The sequence below is a fragment of the Sebaldella sp. S0638 genome, assembly GCF_024158605.1.
In the GTDB taxonomy this organism is placed as follows: domain Bacteria; phylum Fusobacteriota; class Fusobacteriia; order Fusobacteriales; family Leptotrichiaceae; genus Sebaldella.
On sequence record NZ_JAMZGM010000048.1, the window covers coordinates 1 to 23032 of the forward strand.

14 protein-coding genes are annotated in these 23032 nt (G+C 35.0%); 2 read left to right on the forward strand and 12 right to left on the reverse strand.

The genetic code is table 11. The features are described from left to right. The first annotated feature begins 91 nt into the window (after positions 1-91). The gene (locus NK213_RS12785; protein ID WP_253349757.1) at positions 92-319 is read left to right on the forward strand and encodes a hypothetical protein; all 228 of its coding nucleotides are present in this window, start codon (positions 92-94) and stop codon (positions 317-319) included. A gap of 260 nt (positions 320-579) precedes the next feature. On the opposite strand, the gene NK213_RS12790 is transcribed toward NK213_RS12785, so the two are convergent. From NK213_RS12790 to NK213_RS12835, 10 genes are all read right to left on the reverse strand, one after another. Continuing rightward, positions 580-1515 (reverse strand): MBL fold metallo-hydrolase, encoded by a 936-nt coding sequence (locus NK213_RS12790; RefSeq protein ID WP_253349759.1) that lies wholly within the window; start codon positions 1513-1515, stop codon positions 580-582. Between the two features lie 216 nt (positions 1516-1731). After that, positions 1732-2520: an ABC transporter permease gene (locus NK213_RS12795; protein WP_253349760.1), complete on the reverse strand. Its 789-nt coding sequence runs from the start codon at positions 2518-2520 to the stop codon at positions 1732-1734. 2 nt (positions 2521-2522) lie between these two features. Next, positions 2523-3383 carry an ABC-2 family transporter protein gene (locus NK213_RS12800; RefSeq protein ID WP_253349762.1) on the reverse strand — a complete coding sequence of 287 codons (861 nt, stop codon included), beginning with the start codon at positions 3381-3383 and terminating at the stop codon, positions 2523-2525. Further along, positions 3376-4365 (reverse strand): ATP-binding cassette domain-containing protein, encoded by a 990-nt coding sequence (locus NK213_RS12805; protein WP_253349764.1) that lies wholly within the window; start codon positions 4363-4365, stop codon positions 3376-3378. The genes NK213_RS12800 and NK213_RS12805 overlap by 8 nt, the downstream gene beginning before the upstream one ends. A 482-nt stretch (positions 4366-4847) precedes the next feature. Beyond that, positions 4848-5525, reverse strand: a complete 678-nt coding sequence (locus NK213_RS12810; RefSeq protein WP_253349765.1) for a hypothetical protein — start codon at positions 5523-5525, stop codon at positions 4848-4850. 354 nt (positions 5526-5879) lie between these two features. Then, the gene (locus NK213_RS12815) at positions 5880-6602 is read right to left on the reverse strand and encodes a hypothetical protein (RefSeq protein WP_253349767.1); all 723 of its coding nucleotides are present in this window, start codon (positions 6600-6602) and stop codon (positions 5880-5882) included. Further along, positions 6602-8131, reverse strand: a complete 1530-nt coding sequence (locus tag NK213_RS12820) for a DUF1538 family protein (protein WP_253349768.1) — start codon at positions 8129-8131, stop codon at positions 6602-6604. Before NK213_RS12820 ends, NK213_RS12815 begins: the two co-directional genes overlap by 1 nt. Before the next feature lie 759 nt (positions 8132-8890). Further along, positions 8891-11578, reverse strand: a complete 2688-nt coding sequence (locus NK213_RS12825) for a calcium-translocating P-type ATPase, PMCA-type (protein WP_253349770.1) — start codon at positions 11576-11578, stop codon at positions 8891-8893. 347 nt (positions 11579-11925) lie between these two features. Next, positions 11926-12438 carry a small multi-drug export protein gene (locus NK213_RS12830; RefSeq protein WP_253349772.1) on the reverse strand — a complete coding sequence of 171 codons (513 nt, stop codon included), beginning with the start codon at positions 12436-12438 and terminating at the stop codon, positions 11926-11928. A 384-nt stretch (positions 12439-12822) separates the two neighbouring features. Continuing rightward, positions 12823-13614, reverse strand: a complete 792-nt coding sequence (locus NK213_RS12835) for a Cof-type HAD-IIB family hydrolase (RefSeq protein WP_253349774.1) — start codon at positions 13612-13614, stop codon at positions 12823-12825. 249 nt (positions 13615-13863) lie between these two features. Here NK213_RS12835 and NK213_RS12840 point away from each other — a divergent pair, with 249 nt between their 5' ends. Continuing rightward, positions 13864-14364 carry a hypothetical protein gene (locus tag NK213_RS12840; protein WP_253349776.1) on the forward strand — a complete coding sequence of 167 codons (501 nt, stop codon included), beginning with the start codon at positions 13864-13866 and terminating at the stop codon, positions 14362-14364. A gap of 130 nt (positions 14365-14494) precedes the next feature. Here NK213_RS12840 and NK213_RS12845 read toward each other — a convergent pair whose 3' ends face one another. After that, entirely contained in the window at positions 14495-15340 is an 846-nt protein-coding gene (locus NK213_RS12845; protein ID WP_253349778.1) for a hypothetical protein, read from the reverse strand. 220 nt (positions 15341-15560) lie between these two features. Beyond that, on the reverse strand, positions 15561-22643 hold the full coding sequence (locus NK213_RS12850) for an autotransporter domain-containing protein (RefSeq protein WP_253349780.1): 7083 nt from the start codon (positions 22641-22643) through the stop codon (positions 15561-15563). Between the last annotated feature and the right edge of the window lie 389 nt (positions 22644-23032).

Sequence of the window (23032 nt, forward strand, 5' to 3'; positions counted from 1 at the left end):
TTTCAAAACACCTCTTTCTTTTTTTATTATATCATTGTTTAGATTTTGGTGTTCCTACTTTACTATAGCACTACAAAATGGGAGGGAAAATATGAATTACATTGAATCGAGTGTTATTTGTAATGAAAGTTATATTTTTGAAAATGAAAAGATGGAAAGTTTGAACAGAAAAATTCAGAATTTAGAAAATGAATTCAACTCTAAATACGGCAATGAAATTTTTAATGATTATCTGGCTATTGCTGAACTTCTGACTGAAGAACTTATTCTCGGAACTGAACTTGCTTTTTGTTCCGGAAGCAAAATAAATAATTTATAAAAATAGGGTCATATCAAAATAAACTTTGGTATGATCCTATTCTTCATATTAATAACTAACAGTATAAGTATCAATGAAAAACTCTAAAAATAATCATACTAAACTAAGTTTTTTCAATTTATTAAAAGCTTCTGCTTCTATAATTTTTTATATGACCCATTTTTCAATCATTACTTCCTATTGTCTGAAAACAAATCCCACTAAAAAATAATAAGGAATTCCGTATATTAAGAATTCCTTATCATAAAATATATTTTCCGCTAATCCAAAGGAATATACTGCACAGGAATCCAACGATACCCTGCTCCGCCGGCATTAGACTCTATATGCCCTATCCCCGGAAAAGGAAGATGTGAACCTGCTATCATTGTACCATCCTTTGAAACCTTAGCCATAAGGGCCTTTCTTGTTTCTTTTGCCTGATTCTGATCATAGTCATAAGCTGTTGTTACATCAGGATTAGCAAACTGTACTTCATAACCATGTACAATATCTCCCCAGATAAGAAGCTTTTGCCCGCCTGAATTTACTTCATAACCCATATGAGCTATTGTATGTCCGGGCAGCAAAACACCCTTTATTCCTGTAACAATCTCAGTCCCGTCCTTCAAAGCCTTATATTTCTTATTATTTTTATAAGAATTCAGTATATCTTTAAATTCCTGCTTAAAGCCGGGATTATTCAGCCAAAATTCCATTTCCTTTTCATTTACATAAATAACAGCATTCGGATAAACCGGTTTTCCGCCTTCTGCAAGCCCGCCTACATGGTCAGGATGAAGGTGGGTAAATACAATTTTAGTCACATCTTCCGGCTTATATCCCGACATTTCAATATTCTTTCTGACAGCTCCCATTGTAGGTCCTGCTGAATTCCCCGAACCTGTATCTATCAATATCAGATCCTTACCTGTATTAATAAGAAATGTATTTACAGATATTTTGAGCCTGAAATCTTTGCCGCTCCCTGAAACATGCGAATATTCTTTTTTTATACTTGCTTCGGCACCTGCTGCATCTGTACCTTTGTATGTATCCAGCGCCAGATTCGAATAACCGTCATAAATTGATGTTATTTCATAGTTCCCTGCCATAAATCTGTAATATCCCAGCACTTGTGTTTTTTGCATTTTAGCAGTGTCAGCATATAAAATGGAAATAAATAAAATACTCAATAATAATACTATCTTTTTCATTATTCCTCCTTATAAAAATATGATTTTGAATTACATTTTTACAATTTACCTTTACTGATACTTTACTTTAAATATTTTTATATTTTTCTATGAGAAATTTTAACATTTTAGGAATTTTTTGTCAAAAATTATCTCAAAAAATCCCATCTCCCAAGTTTCCCCTTAAACTATATTATATGTAACCACATACACTGCCGCATTTTACCCAATTCTCCACTAACTACTGGCACTCTTATAATTCCTAAGCCCGGCTTTCCAAAACCACAGCATAAATAATGTAAAACCGCAGATCAACACTGCACCATAAATCATACCCATCCATGACAAAGTCCCTGTAAGATACTGTGTAGGAAAAGTCGCCATTATTCCATACGGCAGCACAAAATAAAATAGAACCCTAAATATCCCTTTATACGCAACACCCAGAAGTTTCATATTCAGTGACAGAAAATTTTCTTCAAGCTGTTCCGTCACAGTGCTTGAAATTGTAAAAAATGAAACTGTCCTTAATATAATTGATATATCGTACCAAAGAAGCGTCATCATCAGCACCCATATCATATAAATCACTATTCCAGCTACGCTCACATTCAAATCAAGAACTAAAATCCCATAAAATATTATAAACCCGCTTACTATGATCAATGGAAATGATCCGGGATTTATATTTTCAAAAGTCATTCTGAATAATGGATTTACAGGCTTGGTAATATAGTAATCAAGCTCCCCGTCTCTTATCTTTCTGGGAATATCATAAGTCCCGAAGAAAAATATCGTCATATTAATTGCATTTATCAGCGAAAAAGTCCCTATAAATATAATCATATCCCCCCGCTGAAAGCTTCCTATAGAGTCTGTATTGGAATAAATAGCCTCAAACATAAGCAGCTGTAAAATAAATAAAGAACTGTCCACAAAGAACCCGCCGAAAAAATCAAACCTAAATACCATCATCCTTGAAAATTTCATTTTTAATAACACAAATATAAATCGTAAATTTTTCATAATCATATTCCTACTCCTTCAAATAATACCCTTAATCTTTTATACAAAAGATTATTTATAATAAAAAATACCAATACCCACGCAAAAATTATAATAAGCCCTGTTAATGCCTCATTTCCGTTTCTTCCAATCACCAGCATAGAAGGAAGATAAACAATATAATAAAACGGGAAAAAACGCATAACTGCTGTTACTGCTTCCGGCAGCAATGAAAGCGGAATTACCGCACCTGTCACAAAAACCATTATATTATCCACTATTATCCTGAATAATGATATTTCCAGAAATTTAAATGATAAAATTCCTATAAAAAACTGAAATTCTGTCATAAATATGAGTCCCAGCAACGCCATTATTCCCGCTGTTCCAAAATAATACATATTATTTGTAAAAGAAAAGCCTGTCTTTAAAACAAGAGTCCATGTAAATAATGAAACAATATTAAGCAGCAGATAAAAAAACATCCTTCCAAAATTCTGCGCCATAAAATATATCTGAATATTAACGGGAATTATTATATACTTTGAAAAAGTCCCGCTTATGACCCTCGTACATATCTCATCACTTATTTTCCTTGACATATCAGCTCCTGACAAAAATGCTCCTGTCACATAATAAGTAAGCATTGAATAAAAAGTAAATCCTCCTATTACATCATTTTCTCCAAAAACTGCTTTCCATAAAATATATGCAAACATAATTTTGGTAACAGTGAGCAGAATATTTGCCAAAACATCAAATCGCCATATAATACAGCTTTTGAAATTAATTTTTATAACTTCACTGTATTTCTTTATTTCATATATAAATTTACTTATTAATAAAAACCTGTGTTCTTTTTTTGCAATAATTCTATTATCCATAATAATTTCCACTTCCTTCCTTATAAATACGTTCTACGACGTTTCCTATGTCCTCTTCCTCTATTGCTATATCCTTTACCTTATAATTTTCAAAAAATTCTTTCACAGTTTCCCGTGTTTTCTCTTTTGGTATTACAAATGATATTTTATATAAAGTCTCTTCCAAAATTTCAAAATCTTCCGGCAATGTTACAGAAGTTTCCTCCTCAAAAGAAACTACGATTTTTTTATACAATTGAAATTTTTCAAATAAAACATCTGTCTTCCCGTCATATATCTTTCTGCTGTTTTCTACTACAACACATCTGTTGCAAAGACTCTTTATATCCTCCATATAATGTGAAGTCAGAATGATTGTAGTCCCTTTCGTCCTATTTATCTCTTTCAGAAAATGACGTATCTGCTTTTGTGCCACAGCATCAAGACCTATTGTCGGTTCATCAAGAAATAAGATTTCAGGATTGTGCAAAAGTGCAGTTATCAATTCCATTTTCATCCTTTCTCCCAGCGAAAGTGTTCTGACTTGTACATTCATATGTCTTGCCACATCAAATAATTCAGTAAAATACTCTATATTCTTATTATATTCTTCAGTCGGAATATCATATAATTCCTTAAATAACATAAAAGTATCGGCAGGTGTAAGCTCAAAAAACAACTGACTTTTTTGTCCCATTACCACTGCATACCTTTTCTTAAATTCATTTTCCAGTTTGTTCGGCGAATATCCCATTACTGACAGGCTTCCCGAACTTGGTGCTATTATTCCCGTAAGCATTTTTATAAGCGTAGTCTTCCCCGCACCGTTCCGTCCTATCAACCCTGTAAATTCACCCTTTCTCACAGTCAAATCAAATTCTGATACTACTTTTTTCTCCACATATTTTCTATTAAACAGTGATTTCAGACTTCCTCTGAAACCCGCCTCTTTTTCAAAAAGTCTGTAAACCTTTGTTAATTCCTTCATTTCTATAATATTCATTTTTTCTCCTCTCAAAACTATATTTTTAGTCTAATGCAGCAACAGCCGCATATCAAAATATCCACAGAAAATTTCTGCCCGTTTCCGAAGATAAAAAAATCACCTTACAGAAGCAGAAAAAACCTGTGGATACTTATACCAAAAAATAATGTTCTAAAAACATTGTATTTATAATAGTTATAAAATAATTTTGCACAAAAAAAGTGTAGTAGAAAATCCGCTACACTATATACTATATCATAAATATAAACTTATAATTTATTATAAATGTCATATATCGGCTGTTCTGCTCGGGCAGAAGACAAAAAACAACAAAACTGTAAATCAAAACTACCGTTTCACAAAACAGTTTCTTTTCCTTTTTATGCCTTCAAACTATATTCAGTTATAGTTTCCGTCACAATATCCGACATCCAAACATTCCCTTCTTTAATAATTTCAGTAAGTATACCATGAGTATATAAATTTGTCAAATTGAATATTCACTCACCATATACATATACATCGCCAAACTCTCTGATATTATTATCTTCAATAATAAGTCCGCCTTTATCTCCCATTGCGATTACCTTTTTATACTTTTCTTTCAAAGCTCTGTTCAATGCTTCTGTCTGTACTTGATTCTCAGGATTAAAGTGTACCTCAAAATAACACCCGGCATCAATCCGTCCTATGCCACAGCCAAACTTCTGTTCAGGATAATCCGAATCAGGCGAGAGATAAAAATAAGGTGTCTGAGTGAGAGCCCCGGAGCTTTTACCAATAACAAGCCCCTTATATTCCCGTATAGTTTTGATAATATCCAGTTCTTTCATTCTCAACATCTGAAAATCGGGCAATCCTCCGGGAAGTATCAATATGTCAGCTTCCGCTATCTTTTCCCTGAAAGTTTCCCCGCTGTCAGTAAAATAATTCAGCCATACAATACCAAATTCCTTGTCGCCTACATACCCGAATTTTCTGAGCGGAGCCGTTATCTCTTCATAATACCAGCAGCCGTGACTGTAGAATTCTGTCCAGTCTCCGTTGTCTTTTATAATTGCAGGAGAGAAAGCAAGAGGGCAGACAACCACTTTTTCCTCACCTGTAATATATTGTTTCACATTGTCATATATCCATTCTTCATCAAAATTGAACTGACTAAGTAATATTGATCTCATAAAATTTCTCCTGATATATTTAATTAATTAAAAATATAAAAACTATATCCCAGACTAAAAATAAGTTAACCTGATATATTTAATAAAATTATATCACTAGGACATAACAAATACAAGATAGAAGATGTAAGAAACTTCATATTAATTTTTGAATCACCAAAACTAAATCCATTAACATAACAACCAAAATCCTGTATCCGAAATATATAATCCCTAATGAATAACAAAACAGAGGCTTTTATCAGTTGATCAACAGCCTCTGTTTTTTAATTAATATATTTATTCCATTATTTATTTTGCCTGTTTTAATATAATCTGTCTAATTTTCCATAATGAAAATCTATGAATGCCGCCCTAAGCAATTCCAAATACATTATCTACAGGAAGTGAAAAGACAATAGCCTTATTCTCACCGTCAAAAGACTGGCTTATAGCTTTCATTATACTTTCTTTATTTTCACGCTTTGTAATTATCGCTACAATATCCTTTTTCTTCTGAACTGAAATTCCAAAGAACTTTTCAGCTTCTCCCACACCCATTTTCAGGGCATGAAACATAGTACCCCCTCTTGCACCTGCTGTTCTTGCAGCTGTCATTAATTTCTCGCTGTCTCCCTGATTTATAACTGCCAGTATTAAGTCATGGCTTATATTTATATTCATTTGATCCACCTCTTTTTCCATCTCATTCTGCCATTTTTTCCATTTATCTTCACTTATTTTCTGTAACTCAGGAGCTCCTGCCCCTGACAGGGGAATGGCAAATACTATTCCTTTTCCGGGCTTTTCCAGTTTCAGCTTGTCGCTTAATGAAGATGTCAGCTTACTTACCAGATACTCCGGTAAAATAGTCAGTATTACTGCTTTATCCACTGATCCAAGACCGAGAAGATCCAATATTTCTGACTTTGCTGTTCCTTCGGCGTACCATAGAAACTGTGACTTTATATTATTTTCGCCAAGTACCTCATTTACTTTTTTGCACCTGTCCCTGTCTACTATAGTTACCAGCAAATACAGTCTAAACTTTCCTATTTTCTCGAGAATCATACTTTTCTTTATATCAAATTTGTCCATTACTGATCCTCCTCCCCGTCATAATTAATAAATTCCGTGAAATTATCAGATGAACTTTCCTCTGTCATTTCAGTCATTTTCTTCTTATAAATAAGTCCCATTACCTGAATAGCTATAAGCGGAGTCATGGCAACCATCGCCACAATCCCGAATGCATCTGTAAGTACATTCCCGTCCAGTGTTTCACAAGCTCCCATTGCAAAAGGAAGTAAAAACGTTGTAGTCATAGGCCCGCTGGCTACTCCTCCACTGTCAAACGCTATTCCTGTAAAAATCTTAGGAACATAAAATGTCAGTGCTATGGCTATTACATAGCCGGGTATTAGAAACCAGTAAATTGATATGCTTGTAAGCACTCTTATCATTGCTATTCCCACTGATGTGGCAACTCCCAGCGAAAGGCAGAGATTCATTGCCTTAGACGGGATTGCTCCTCCCGACACTTCCTCTACCTGTTTATTAAGTACGTGGATTGCAGGCTCGGCAGCGACGATAAAATATCCTATAAGCATTCCTATTGGTATCAAAAACCATTTAAAAGCTGAGTCTGCAAGCTGTCCGCCCAGAAGACTTCCCACAGGAATAAACCCTACATTTACACCTGTAAGAAATAATATAAGACCAATAAGTGTATAAATAATTCCTATTCCCACTCTCACAAGCTGATGTTTGTTGAATTTTCTTGATACAGCCTGAAATATTGCAAAAAACGCACATATAGGAAGCATTGCCAGTGATACTTCTTTTGCATACACTGGTAATTCCACGGTAAACTGCTTTAGTACATCCTGCATTGTTTCCACTGCGGGTATAACTACCTGACCATATTCAGCATCACTTGGATTATAGCTTATCCCCAAAATCATAACTGCGAGAATAGGGCCTATACTACACAAAGCTACAAAGCCGAAACTGTCATCCTGTGAATCTTTATCACTACGAATCGATGCAAGCCCTGTTCCCATGGCAAGAATAAAAGGTACAGTTATCGGGCCTGTTGTTACCCCTCCTGAATCGAATGCTACTGCTATGAAGTTGTTTGGTACGAATATTGACAGTACAAACATTATCAAATAAAATATTATTAAAAGCAGTGACAGGTTTATCCTGAACAATACACGAAGCAGAGCAATAACAAGGAATACTCCCACACCTGCTGCTACTGTAAAAATCAACACATTATTGGGAATCGCAGGCACCTGTCTGGCTAAAACCTGTAAATCCGGTTCGGCAATAGTGATAATGAACCCCATTGTAAAACAGAGTATCACGGATAACCATAATTTTTTCGTTTTGGTAAGCTGGATTCCTGTTGCTTCACCTATAGGAATCATAGCCATATCGGCTCCCAATGAGAAAAATCCCATACCGATAATAAGCAGAGAAGCTCCTGCTATAAACATAACAATGGTACCTATGGATATCGGTACCATAAGCGTACTCAGTATCAGTACAATTGCAGTAATCGGCAATACTGATGCAAACGCTTCACGAATCTTTTCCTTGAGTTTTTGGTTCAACTTTATCACCTCGATTTTCTTCTGAATTTTTTTGAGACCTCGGGTAGTTCTGTAATATTCATATAAGACTTAAATCAATTGACTTTGTATATTACAGCCATAATTTATTAATAAATGAAAATCTTAAATTCGTAATGTTTTTTAATCAGCCTTATTTTCTGCCGCAAAACCTGCTTTATGTATTTTTAAAAATGTTCTGGTATATGCTTAAAAGGATTTTGACTAAAAATATAACCTGTTACAAAAATTGACTTGTCATTCAGTCTATCGGTAAAAAAAATAGATTATTTTAAATCTATATTTTTTGGTACATTTATTTTCTGTCTTATAAAAAATCATTATGTTTTAGATTACGATTGTATTTAGAATTGTAAAAATATTAAAAACCGTCCCATATTAAAAACATGGTTCTCCCTGTTATTATAATATATTAGAAAGTGTATTACAAGATTTTTCTTTAATCATGTATTTTATTATTTATATTTTATACTTAAATTACTGCTTTAGAAAAACATTAATATGTTATTTCATAAAACATTTATTTTTTATAGTTATATCCCTCTTTTGATAAATTTATATTAGAAATACAAAAAATTTGGGATTTTCTCCGTCCATCTTTTTATCTCTATAAAATATACTGTTTTTATCTTTTGAGTAAAAACCTTTTATCTGATATTATTAATAATTACACTATAGAAACCAGATTTATTTAAAAAATATATAAAAAAATACATTTAAGTGATAAAAACCTAAATGTACCTATATATTTTAAGCAACCGTTTTCAATGCTTTCTTCCCTTTCACCCTGACTCCTGCTTTTATAATCTCAGAAAGTAAAATCAAAATAAAGCAGTATAAAAATATCTTTATCCATATTACAAACCGCAGAGGATGAGTCTCAAACACTCTCCCCCCATACTGTGTGATCAATATCTGCAATATAAAAGTCAGAGCAAAAACACCCAACATTATTTTATTCTGTTTGAAATTTTTCGTAACACTTTCATATCCTAATTCCCGGCAGTTAAAAGCATTCAAAAGCTGAAACAGTACAAACATTGTAAATAAAGCTGTCCGCTGTTCTTCCGGATAAACTCCCAATACATTGAACAGATTTTGCAGCATAAATAAAACAGTAATCGTAATCCCGCCGTAAATTATTTTAATCCACATTCTTTTAGTTATAATATGAGCATTTCTTTCCACAGGCTTTTCCTTCATAAGGTCTTCCCTAAGTGGCTCAAGTCCCAGTGTGAGAGCCGGAGGCCCATCCATTATAATATTTATCCAAAGAAGCTGGAGGGCTTCAAAAGGAGACGGCAATCCTGACAAAATAGAAAGTATTACCGTTAACACTGCTGAAAGATTCACTGTGAGCTGAAAAATCATAAAACGCTGAAAATTCTGATATATCCCTCTTCCCCACTGAATCGCCTTAGTAATAACAGCGAATGAATCATTCAGCAATACTATGTCCGAAGCTTCCTTTGATACTTCAGTCCCTGATATTCCCATTGCTATTCCTACATCTGCATATTTTATCGCAGGAGCATCATTAACTCCGTCTCCGGTAACTGCCACTACTTTCCCTTTAGCTTTCAAAAGCTTTACTATACGCATTTTCAACGCAGGAGTGCTTCTTGCAATAACTGATATTTTATCAATTATTTTATTTAATTCAGAATCTGGCATTTTCTCTATTTCATGTGCAGATAATACTAAAGAATCATCATTCATTATATTCAGCTGCTTTGCTATGGCCCTTGCCGTTACAAGGTGGTCTCCTGTTAATATTTTCAGTGAAATCCCTGCTTCTCCGCATGTTTCCACAGCCTTAAAAACCTCAGGACGAATAGGATCTGTTATTGTTACAAAACCGTCAAAAACCATGTGTTCTTCCAGTTTGTCATGTTCTTCCTCTGCCTCATAATTTATATTTTCTTCGATTATCTTATGTGCAAAAGCTATTACACGCATTGCCTTATCCTGTGCATTATATATTAATTTATTTATTTCTTCAAACTTTTCATCAGATACATCACACATTTTCAAAATTAATTCCGGACTTCCCTTTACATATGACACTATTTTTGTATCAACATTAGAAACTGTTGTCATGTGTTTTAATTCTGAAGAAAACGGGAAAACATGTATAATATCATGATCAATACGCTCATCTGTATAGGATTTACCTGATTTTTTGCGTAAATCCGAATTTTCATAAGCAGCTAAAATAGAACCTTCTGTTGGGTTCCCCACAAATTTATACTGCCCGTTTTCCATATATAAATTAGAATTGGTATTCAGACAAATATTGTGAATCATATATTCAGAATCAAGTTCTTTCGGATTATCATGCCATCTTCCGTCGTAAAAACCTGTTACTGTCATGCGGTTTTCAGTAAGAGTTCCTGTTTTATCCGAACAAATTACATTTACAGAGCCTATAGTTTCACAGGCGACTATTTTTTTCACAAGGGCATTTTCCTTTGCCATTTTTATTACATTTACCGCAAGTGAAACTGCCACTATTGTAGGGAGACCCTCTGGAACAGCAGCAACAATAAGCACTATACTGTTAATAAAAATTTCTGAAACAGAACTATGAACCGGATTTCCAAATGCATAATACTGTACTATCTGTATCAGAAAAATAACAAGAGCTGCCAAAACCCCGAAAATCGTTACTATTTTGCCGAGTTTATCCAGCTTTTCCTCAAGCGGGGTTTTCATATGCTTTTTTTCACTCAGTTCAAAAGCTATTTTCCCCAGTTCTGTATTATCTCCTACAGCTGTAACAACTGCCGTACATGAACCTTCTGTTATATAACATCCGCAATACAACATATTATAACGCTCAGCAAGAGGTATATCCTCATTATCAAATATTACCAAAGCATCTTTTCTCACAGGCTTACTTTCACCTGTAAGCGAAGATTCATCTGCACTAAGATCCACAGAATCAAGAAGCCGGCAGTCAGCAGGCACTTTATCCCCTGTTTCAAGTAAAATGATATCTCCCGTCACTATTTCCTGCTGCGGTATAAATATAACCTCATTATTCCTTCGTACTTTTACAGCTATATTTTCCTTAATTTTATTCAATGTCTCAAAAGCTTTTTGCGAACGCCCTTCCATCACAAGCGTAATCGCAACAGAAAGCACTATTGCCGCAAGAATACCGGCATATTCTATAAAATCAGGCTTTCCCCCTTTATACATTATATAAAGATTTACAAATAATGTAATAAATGAAGCAAATATAAGGATAAAAATCATAGGCTCTTTCAGCGCTGTAAGTATTCGCACTATGAGACTTTCTTTTTTTCCTTTGCTGAACTGATTCTCTCCATACTCAAGCTTATTTCTTTCTACATCCTCGCTGCTTAACCCGCTGCTTTGATTACTACTTAATTTTTTTAATACATTCTCTCTGTTTCCGGTACAAAATTCCATATTTTCACTCCCAATTTATTTATAAAAATAAAAAGACTCCCAGCTTGAATTATCAAACTAAAAGTCTCATTACCATATGAAATGGCCACATTACCAGATATTTATCATATCAGCATGTTGATATATGTGCGTTGAATTACTCCCTTTTAATTACAGTTTTTCAATTATACATATTTTATCTTCCAAAGTCAAGTGATCCTTAGAGTGTTCAATTAATTGATTCCCAAAGCTTTGACGCATATCATAACTGTATTTTTTATAAACTTGTACTATTTTTTATTTTTTATAACAAATAAAAAAAGCCGCAATCCTTGAAAATATTAATTCAAAGATTTACGACCCGTAATTTATTTAAAAATAAATCCTAATATTCCGTAAGTTCCCAGTGTTATAATCGTTCCGGCTATTGTTACTCCCAGCAGAATCGAGATAAAGGCATCTCTTCTGTTCATTTTCAACATTGCCGCTATTAGGGCTCCTGTCCATGCTCCTGTTCCCGGAAGAGGAATTGCCACAAAAAGCATTAAGCCCCAAAATTCTCCTTTGGTAACACTTTCGCTTCTGTTCATTGCTTTTTGTTCCATTTTATTTACAAATTTTGTTAATATATTATGTTTTTTCATAAATTCAAATACTTTTACCACAAATAGCAGAATAACAGGTACTGGAAGTATATTTCCTATTATTGCACACAAAAGGCTCGCATACCATGGAAGTCCCATAGCAAATCCGGCAGGAATACCTCCACGTAATTCAATGATCGGTATCATTGAGATAAATGTAATCCCTATAATTTTCCCTGCATTTACCCCAAATATTCCTATTATAAATGCTACTATTGACTGTGCTATTTTTTGCATGACTAAACTCCCTTACTATAATTTTAGACTTTCAGGCTATTATAACACATCACAGCATCTTACACCAGCCTATTTTTATTCAAACTTTTTATTTTCCCCAAATATGATAAACCTAAAATTATAATATTTTTTAAAATTTAAATTTATTAATTTCATAATTTTATAAAAACTTTATTTATAAATGCAAATCTTTACTATATTCATATAAACAGCAAAAATATTAATTTCAGTCATCATCCATAGCAAATATAAATGCAATTATCACTATAACAATACGTCCGACCAGCTTTAGAATTTTTATAACTTCCCCTGTTTTTCCTCCTTTTAATTTCATTTATTTATTACATCTGCTCTTTATTTTTTTATTTCACAATTTCAAAAATCTCAAATATACTCATCAATAATATCAAGTACACCGTTGTCATTATTCGACGGTGCAATATATCTCGCCGTTTTCTTCACCATTTCATTCCCGTTTTCCATTGCATAGCTGTAATATACATGAGCCAGCATTTCCAGGTCATTGCCGCTGTCGCCGAATGCCAGAATCTCAGTTTCGGAAATCCCCCATTTTTCCTGAAGAATTTTCAAACCATGTGCCTTATTAATACCGGGAAGAATCAGATCGATATCTCCATGCCCGCTTGCCGTTGGTATAAGAATATGTCCTATTAGACTGTTCAGCTCTTCCTGAACTTCTTTTACTATTTCCACAGGACAGTTCAGTGCGAATTTAAAAATCTGATCATCTACGTTTTTTATATCAGAGGTTCTTAATAACTTGTGGTAATAACGGTTTGCATATCTAAAAAATTCATCGCTTGTTTCCATTTTTACATAAGCGCTCTTTTTTCCGCAGACAACCATATTTACAGCAGGCATCCCCGCTATTTTATCTATTATAGCCTCTGTTTCTTTTCTGGGAATTTCCGCTGCAAAAAGTTCTTTTCCCTCAGATATAATATAAGCCCCGTTTTCCGCCACATAAGTCAATTCATCAGCGAATTCCGGAAAAAACGAATGAAGCTGATAATACTGATTTCCACTTGCCACCACAAATCTGATCCCGCTTTCTTTCATCTTTGTATATTGCTTTTTAAATCTTTCACGGTCATAATTACCTGTATCTGATAAAAATGTTCCGTCCATATCAACTGCGATTAATCTAACTCCCATAGCATCCTCCCGTTATAATAGTTTATAAATTAATTATAATAATAAAAATCATAAAAGTAAATGAAAAGGATACTTTCAGCCGTTCAGATTATTTACAGTCTGCTTGTCTTCAACCAGATAATTATTACTTCTGTCTGCTTCTATCAGTTTATGAAGTATATACTCATAATATCCGTGTACGATAAATTATCCCTTGACACTTAATAAATTCAGTGTTAAAATCCATACAAAAATGAATGGAGATTCTACATGAAAAAAATTATATTAGTTGTCTTAATGCTCATATCAATCAGCTGCACAAATAAAACGCCGCAATCAGAAAAAGACTTTATCTCTTATATGACTATTCTTCAGAAGAAAGGAGAGTATTTACAATTTTCGGGGTTTGAAGGGAATGACGAAAAATTAATTAAGTATGCTCCATATTTTGTAGAGAACGCTAAAAAAGTTGAATTCAAAATATTAAAAACTGAACAGAAAAATAATCAAAGTGTTATAACTGTTTTCATAAAAAGCCCTGATCTGGATTATTACGATAATCAGTACCCAAAATATAACAGAGAAGAAAATTTTGATAATTATGCTCCCCAAAAAGCCGTTTTTATGGGAGATGCCCTAAAACAAAAGGATTTAAAGTTCAAAGAAAATACAATTTTCGTATATATGATTTATAAAGACAATCGCTGGATATTAGATTCCGGTATTAAAAACAATGATTTTTTCTATATGATTAATCATAAAATATTCTGAGTTTTTTAACCCTGTAAAGTTATATTTCATAACTCTAAAACTAAATGAAATAAAGAGATATCCCAGAGTAATTAAGCCCTGACATATCTCTTTTTCTATTTTCCTGCAAATTATTTAATTTTCAAAAAAACTATTTCACTTTATATGTTTCTGTTCTGTTTTCCCAGCCTTTCAGCCATTGTTTTTCATTTCTTTTCGGATCTGAATTCTGAACCCTTCTTTCAAGAACAAACTTCGCACTGGCACTGAATTCATCCATAGCTGCTTTCCCGGTTTCTTTCCCTTTCATATTTTCCAATATTTGTAAAAGTCCCCAGCCCTGTCCGTTATATCTTTCTGTCTCCGATATTCCTTCTCCCTTGAAATTAACATAATCAATAAGGGCATATAGTCCGTTCGGCGAATTTGATACTCTGTAAAACTGATATTTTACATTCTCTTTATTATCAGCCTGCAAAAGCATTTTATCAAGTGAAGCTTCAAGCCTTTTATAAATAAATACTACCTGTGTATCTCTGGTTTCATATAAAAAATCTCTGAGTTCATTTAGTTTTCCTGCGTCCTTATCAGCAAGAAAGGCATTTCTTGTTGCCCATGGTGCATATTTATTATCCTGAAGAATTTTTGGAAGACTTATATTATTTGCTTTGTAAAAATCAACTAATTTTGGAAAGCTTTCGTCAAAAATTTCTTTCTGCCCATTTCTATACCAGATAAAATGCCCTATTCCCAATGACGGAAAATCTTCTCCTGTGTTCCAATATACAAGATTCTCCTTTTTACCGCCCGCTTCATTTTTAAAAATTTTATCTCCTATTTCTTTAAGATCACTGTTTGAGAGTTTCGGCATCTGATAAATACTTTTCACAGAGTCTGTATTGCTTTTCCCGTTCCCTGCCGTTGCAGCAGAAACCGGAATAAAAGCCGCTATTTGCAGAGCCGCAAAGACCCATATTATCTTTTCCCTTATTTTCATATGATTAACTTCCTTTCAATATATTTAATCCTTTATTTTCCATTCAATTTCTCTGATAATTATAACAAAAAAAGCATTTCTTGTATAGTTAACATAAATTTTGGATTTCTAAAAGCTATAAATAATAGACTTTTATGAAATGAAACATAATAATTCCTGCTATTCTGCACATAAAAATGAAGAAGATAAAATTATCTTCTTCATTACCTCTACTCTCTCCTTAAAACACAGCCTTTAAAGTTACTCCTGCCCTGTAACCGTCTTTTTCATCATTTCCTGTATTATATTCCCCGGTTAGGAATATTCCATATCTGTCTACTACTTCTACACCAAGAACTGCTCTGGTTCTGAATGTTCCTTTTTCATCTTCCGGCTTTGAAAGTTTGTGATAACCATCTTCAACAGCTATTAACCGCGCTTTTTCCCGCTCATTCAAGTCTGCCAGTTCGTATTCATATGCAAAATCCAGCGAGCCTTTCAGCTGCCATGCTGTTTTACTTCCCAGCGGCAGTGTAGTTTTTAGCTCCACTCCTGCTCTCGGCTTTGCACTCCATGCATCATTTCCCTCTACCTGAAGTGCTTCAAGACCGCTTTCACTGAATGTAGGTCTTGTTACATACATTGCCTTAAATGCTCCATATGGTGTAACACTGAATTTTTTCCCGATGTTCAGTTCCTTGCCTAAAATATTGTCAGAAGTGATGGAATAAGTTTCATATGTGCCGTTCATCTCTGATCTTTCCACTCCTTTTGACTGATCAGGCCAGTCTATATTTCTGTCTACATTATGAAAACTCACTCTTCCAGTAAGATCATTGCGCAGACTCCATCCCTGAACACTATATTTGTTATGTAATCCAAGCTGAACTGTATCTACCCATTCTTCACTGTTATTATGATCTTCAAATTCAAATCCTGTATGCAGATAACCAAGTGAGTAACCAAAAGTATGCTTGTATGTTCTTTCCACTTCTCTCAATGCAAGAACTCCGGTTGCACTGTATTTATACGGCACCACTCCGTCAGTATCCTCTTCTGTTTTACCTTTTACACCTATGATACTGATTTTCACGTTTTCCTTTGTATTATTACCGGAATTCTGTAATGTGTGCAACGATTCCTCAAGCATTCCTGCCATATCTTCTTCACGCTGATTTATATTAGCATATACATTTCCAGCGAGACTGGCTATAGCATGCCTGAAATGCGGTTCTGTCTGTATCATATCTATTTTATCATAGATTTTCAGAGCATCTCCTGTCTGATTAGCATATCTGTCATTTAATGTCTGTCCGAATTCTTCATACCAGAAACCATTTGTAAAATCCATATAAGGTACTCTTGTCATAACTATATCCATACCCTGACCTGTTGCATCCCAAGTCAGTGACTGACTTATATATTCACCTGTTCCGTCCATTCCTCTGAATATATTCTTAAAAGTATATCTGTCAGCTGATGTTCCCTGTGAGAAATCCGGCGCTATTTCCAATTTTTCAGGAATAGTTGTTCCGCCGAAACCTATTGTATCCGAGAAACTTGTTGTTGCTTCATTTGTTGTAGGGTCTAATTTTACTATTACTTTCATATTTTCATAAGAAAATTTATTCCCCAGCTCTATTATTATTTCTCCTGAATTTATTAATGACGGCATATCAGGAAGTTTATATGCTGCTGTGGTATAGCCTTGTTCTGTATAACCTGTTCCTGTTATGCTTCCTACTCCGCCTATTATATTAGCTTCGTCAAAACTTGCCGCATATTTTATTCCCACTCCCTGATCATCCAGAGGGTCTCCTGTATTTTTGATTATTATTTGACCTTTGTTTTCTACTTTAGTACCTGCTCCTGCGAGATATATACCTGTTACATTTTTTCCCGTAACTTCAATTATACCTGTAGGTGCATTATAGATATATGCTCCGTTTCTACCTGCCATCCCTACTACTTCATCACCTGTAAGCTTTATGAGTCCATGATTTTCAGCTCTTGTGTTATCTGCGAACATTCCTATGATTTTATCCCCGGTTCCGGTTATAGTCCCGTAGTTATATGAAGGTGCTGCCGCATCTCTGGCGTACATTCCCACACCGTCTTTTCCCACAGTTATTGTTCTTCCTGCCTTATTCACCGCACTTGATCCTTCAGCATAAATTCCAACTGAGTATCCGGTCTTTACACCAAAAGAATTCGTTACTAAAAATGAATCTCCCAGTGTTATATCCGCGTCATTTTCTATATAACCCGCTGTAATAAGCCCTTCAAGTTTCATTGTTCCGTCAAGCTGCTGAACTTCTGTTGCATAATGTCCTCTGTTATACAAAGCTATATTTCCTGTACCTGCTGTACCTGTTATATTTCCTGTATTAAAAATACTTCCCGCTTTAATTGTATAAAATGCTGTATTATCAGAACCTGTCATGTTGATCTGCCCGTTATTTGTAATAGTGGAAGCTCCGTTACCATATACGAAAATGTTACTGTCACTTAATGTAATTGCCGACTGGTTATTCAAACTTGACCCTGATTCAGCTATCACGCCGTAACTTCCTGATCCCAGATTAAAATTCACTCCCGGATCTATAGTAATACTGGAACCGTTTATTCCATACAATCCTACTGCTTCGTTATTTCCTATTTGTATAGTAGAACCAGTGTGTATTCTTAATATTCCAGTATCCTTGTATATTCCTGTTCCTTCATCTCCTACTTTCAAAGTTCCCATATGATCCACCTGTGGACCCAAACTGTAAATTCCCAGTGATTTTTTTCCGGCTTCTATTACTCCCAAAGCACTGTTTACTATTGTATCCAGAGCGTTTTTAGTATAAATCCCTATACTTGGATCATCCATTGAAAAAGAGTCATATACTTTTATAGTTCCGTTATTAACTATATTCTGCGGAGTTCCTGTAGCATAAATCCCTATTGCTCTGTCACCTGAAAGTTCTATTAAGCCGTTATTGGCTGTCAGTCCTGTGTTACTGTCCATATACATCCCAATAGCACCAGTTCCGGAACCATTTATCACATTATTGTTGATTATATTTATTCCGCCCTTTTGATAAAGACCAACAGAGCTGTTCCCCAGAGTTATAAGTCCTGTATTTTCTGTTTCTGCCCCTGCTCCTGTGGAATACAGACCGACAGAATTAGCTCCCAGAGCTATTATTCCGCTGTTTTTCAATCTTGCACTGTTTTTACCGTATATAGCAGCTGAATTATCTCCGAGAGTTATTGTTCCGGCATTTTCCCCTTCCACTGTATATGGCGGAACAAACGGCGATAAATACTGACCATCCACTGATACAGCCACTACTCCTGTTCCGGATGAACTTATATTTGAACTGCTGTTTGTGAGTATTGCAGAATTAGTCCCGTTTAAGAGAACACTGTCCGAATAAAGAACATTAGTCCCTGAATGAGTATATGCCGCATTAGAGAGATTGCCCACTACATACGTAGAACCCGGAGCTGCATTTATTGACAAATTATTGTTGAATGTTGAATTTATTATATTAAAAAGCACTATATTCTGACCATTTACATTTATTGTCCCTGAATTACCGTTAAATGTGCTGCCGTTAATCAGATAAAATCCTATTGCATTATCACCGTTCAGGTTTATATCTCCGCTGTTAATATTTATTTCAGAGTTATCGGCGTATACCGCTATACCATTTTTACCTACAGTTATCTTTCCGTTACTTGTTAATGTTGATTTCACAGCACTTACACCAACTCCGCCGTCCTGCGGAGACATATTTATTTCAGAACCTGAATTAAGCCTCACCACTGAGTCGGCTCTTATCAAAGAAGCCTCTGTATTGTTAGCATAAATACCGTAGCTTGTTACTCCCGACAATGCTGTCGTAGTTATCAAACCGTTATTTTCAATCTCTATAAAGCCGTTGCCGTATGAACTGTTTATCTTATTTTCCCCGTATATACCTGCTCCGCCTTCACCTACTTTTATTGTATTATTATTTTGTGAAAGTGTTCCGTTATATGACACTATTCCTATTGAGCTTGCCCCTGTTGCGGAAATTTGACCGTTATTTATCACTGTTCCGAAATTAGCTATAACTCCTGCTGAACCTGCTCCTGTCATATTTATTACAGCACCGTTATTTACAGTTATTATTATATCATTTCTGTTTGTACTCCCCAGAAAACTTTCCTGCCCGATACCATATTTTCCTGTTCCCGCCCCGGATATAGTTTTACCTGACAGCAGTGTAACCTTAGACGATAAAAATTCTGATCTGTTATAAGCGTCATTAGGATCATCCACATTTACGTCCAAATCTACATTTAAACCGCCCTTAAATACAGAATACGGCTTATAGTTGGAAACACTTGAAGGATCAATGGTTACTGTCAAAGGCAGACTTCCTATAATTCCAATAGATGTCGTATCACTCAGGTTTATGGTACTTCCCGGATTATCAAGCACAAAAAGACTTGAATCAGAACTCGTCAGTTTTATATTTAATTTTCCGCTTCCTACGACCATGTTTGTCAAAAAGCTGTTGATTCCCGACGGAACTCCTTTAAAATAAAATGCCGTCCCGCCTGAGTTAATATCTGCATCTACAGTTCCTGTTACATTGAATTTTCCTACAGGATTTCCGCTTGTTCCGGAATAATTATAAAGCATAAGTCCGCCTGAATCTACTTCCAGCTTGGCACCGCCTGAAAGACCGATTGTCGCTCCGCTTCCAAGATTAGCTTTATCATCGGCGTATAGTCCAATAGCACCGTTTGATACCCTGATTGTCCCTCCTGTAACATTTGTAACTGCCGAACTGTTTTTAGCATATATACCTATTCCCTTTGGTGATGCTACATCTACTAAGCCGGCTGTCATTCTGAATGTACCCTCGTTATAGACACCTACCGAGCTTTCGCCTAAAGTGCTTGAATTTATTATAATATCCCCGGTGTTTAATCCTTCTGAACTGCCAAGAACTGCCATTCCCTGAGAAGTTTTTATATCATTCTGCATCAGGATAGTTCCGTTATTTTCAATATAGCCTCCGCTTGCTGCAGAAACTCCTGCTTTTATAGAAACCATTCCTACTGTATTTTCTATAAATGTTCCGGCTAACCCTTTATTTTCTATAATTATAGTTCCGCCATTTACTGCTTCTGCTCTGTTTGTCCCGTCCCCGTCAGCTGCTATACCTCCGAAGTTATCGCTGTCATTTATGTTTATTGTTCCAGTTGCTGAATTAATTACTTTGGGACTTCCTGCAACATCAGCGGCAACCACTCCGTTATCTACTCTCATTGCCGAGTTTTTCTCTCCGCTTACATTTATTATCCCGTCATTTATAATATTATCCGGGGAAGCTACTTTTAAAAAGATCCCTGTATTTCCCTTTCCACCTGAAACATTTATTATTCCTGTAGATGTATTTTTTACTACGCCTGTATATCCTCTTACAGAACTTCCTCCAGTCAGTGCAGAATCCTCGATCACTCCTATTGCTGAAGAGCGTGATCCTCCTGCTGCACTTGTAGAACCGCTTATATTTATTGTTCCGCTGTTAAGAAATGTCGAAGCAGAATTAACACGTGACGACAGTTTTAATCCGTAACTTTCCACTCCGCCCATAGAAATCTCTCCGCCGTTATGATTAATAATATTTACTACAGGATTCGTAGATTGCGGTGCATAAACCTGTATTCCCACGGATTTTTCCCCGTTAAAATTAATCTTACCAGTTGATTCATTAGCCAGTTCATATCTGTTCCCCACCACTAAATCATTATCTTCATATGTCAGTATCATTCCTACTTTATATCCTGTGTATCCGCTCGCATCTCTGTTAATTGCAATTACATTTCCTCCGGCAAACGGTGCAAGAGTGAGATTCATACTGCTGTTTTTTGCTAAGACTCCGTCTAATGCCGTGCTTGAAGTTTCGCCTGCATCTGTTATTGTTCCTGTATTCCCTATCTTACGTAATCCTTGAACTCCGCCCATATTAGTATCTGTCTGTATTTCAAAGCCCACTACCAGCGGCCCCACTAAATTCATTGTTGCAGCATTCACAAGTGTAGCATTGTATGCATTATCCAATGTAGCTATTCTTGAACCGCCCACCAGAAAAGGCTGCCGGTTAAACGCCGCCAAAGTACCGTCTCCCTGAATTGTTGTATTTGAGATGGAATCTATTGTAAGATTTTCTTTTAATGTTGCTACTGAATTATGAGATGTTGAAGTCCCGTAATCAAAATATACTTTTAACAATGCCGCGTTAAATGAAGCATATACATTCCACGCATGTCTGATTGCAGGATTGCCGGGTGTTAAAACTGTTGTTGCTATCGGCCACCCGCCATATCCATTGTTACTCTGAGTTCCCGCAATTATGTCGTAAACCCCTGTACTTGCATATGATACGGGATTTCCCGGCATTGCTGCATACGGTCCTCCGTCTGTTCCTCTTGATTCACAATTAGGATTCATAAAGTTACAGAAAGAACCCAATTTTATATTAAAGTCAGGTGCTTCTCCAAGTGTAGGCTGATCCACATTAGGACTTACAGGATTAAAAGTCTTTATAGTCAGTGACGGTACCGCAGGAGCCGACGGTGTCGAAGGTGTGAATACCGGAACATTCATAACAGGTTCCTGAGGCAGTGTCGGATTTGGATTTAACGGCTGTCTGTTTATTACCTTTGGAATTATGTTTATTCCAAGGTCTATTTCCTTTGGCTTCTGAGGTGCTTTATATATTCTGAATCCGTCTGTTTCTGTAATAAATGAAAGTTTTTCATCCAGAATGCTTCTGATTATTCTTTGATCATTTACACTTAAAGAATTGATTATATTATAGTGACCCTCCATAATGGAAGTCAGCTGACTCTCAGTAAGCAGTCCCGAAGCCCGGAGTGCATTTTCCATCTCACTATAAGCCGATTGATTATACTTCTTTTTCCCGCTGTAAGTTGTCGACACCGAATAATATTTTGCATTTTCCAGTGTATTGTCTCCCCTGCTTCTCTCAGTATAATAAGTATTCAAAAATACCTGCCATTCAAGATACTCAGGTTTTACCACATAATCACTCTGCAGATATAGATCTTTTAGTTCTCTGCTTCTCTGATTCAATATTTTCTCTAATAAACGGTAAGATTCATCATTCGATTTGCCAAGTTCTATGTTTTTTACCATTTTATTATATAATTTGTCATATTTCACCGAAACCGGTTTCTCGGCTCCTTTTACATATGACGGTATTAATGCATTTAATGCTAGAAACGACATTAATAATTTTTTATTTTTTTGCATCATCCCTCCTTGATTATTAACTAAAAATTATTTTTACAATATTATTATAAATTTGAACAGCATCTTTGGTTTTACTTCCTTCTCCTCTCACTAAATTTTTTTGTAGGATATTTAAGATAAATGATATGAATTGCTCTTTAATTAGTATATTTCTTTGATACGTACACTATCTATCAATATTTTACTAGAATATTTGGTTAAAGTCAATTTTAATCATAAAAAAATTTAAAATTAAAAAAATGTCTGACCATTAATTTTATATATTTATTTTCTATATTTTGTAATTTTTATAATTCTATCATTTAATAATTTCTTTCAATATAGAAAGCCACTCTTCTCTTGTATTTCACATTGAAATCTTTCGTTCAAAGTTTTTTCAAAGAATAAAC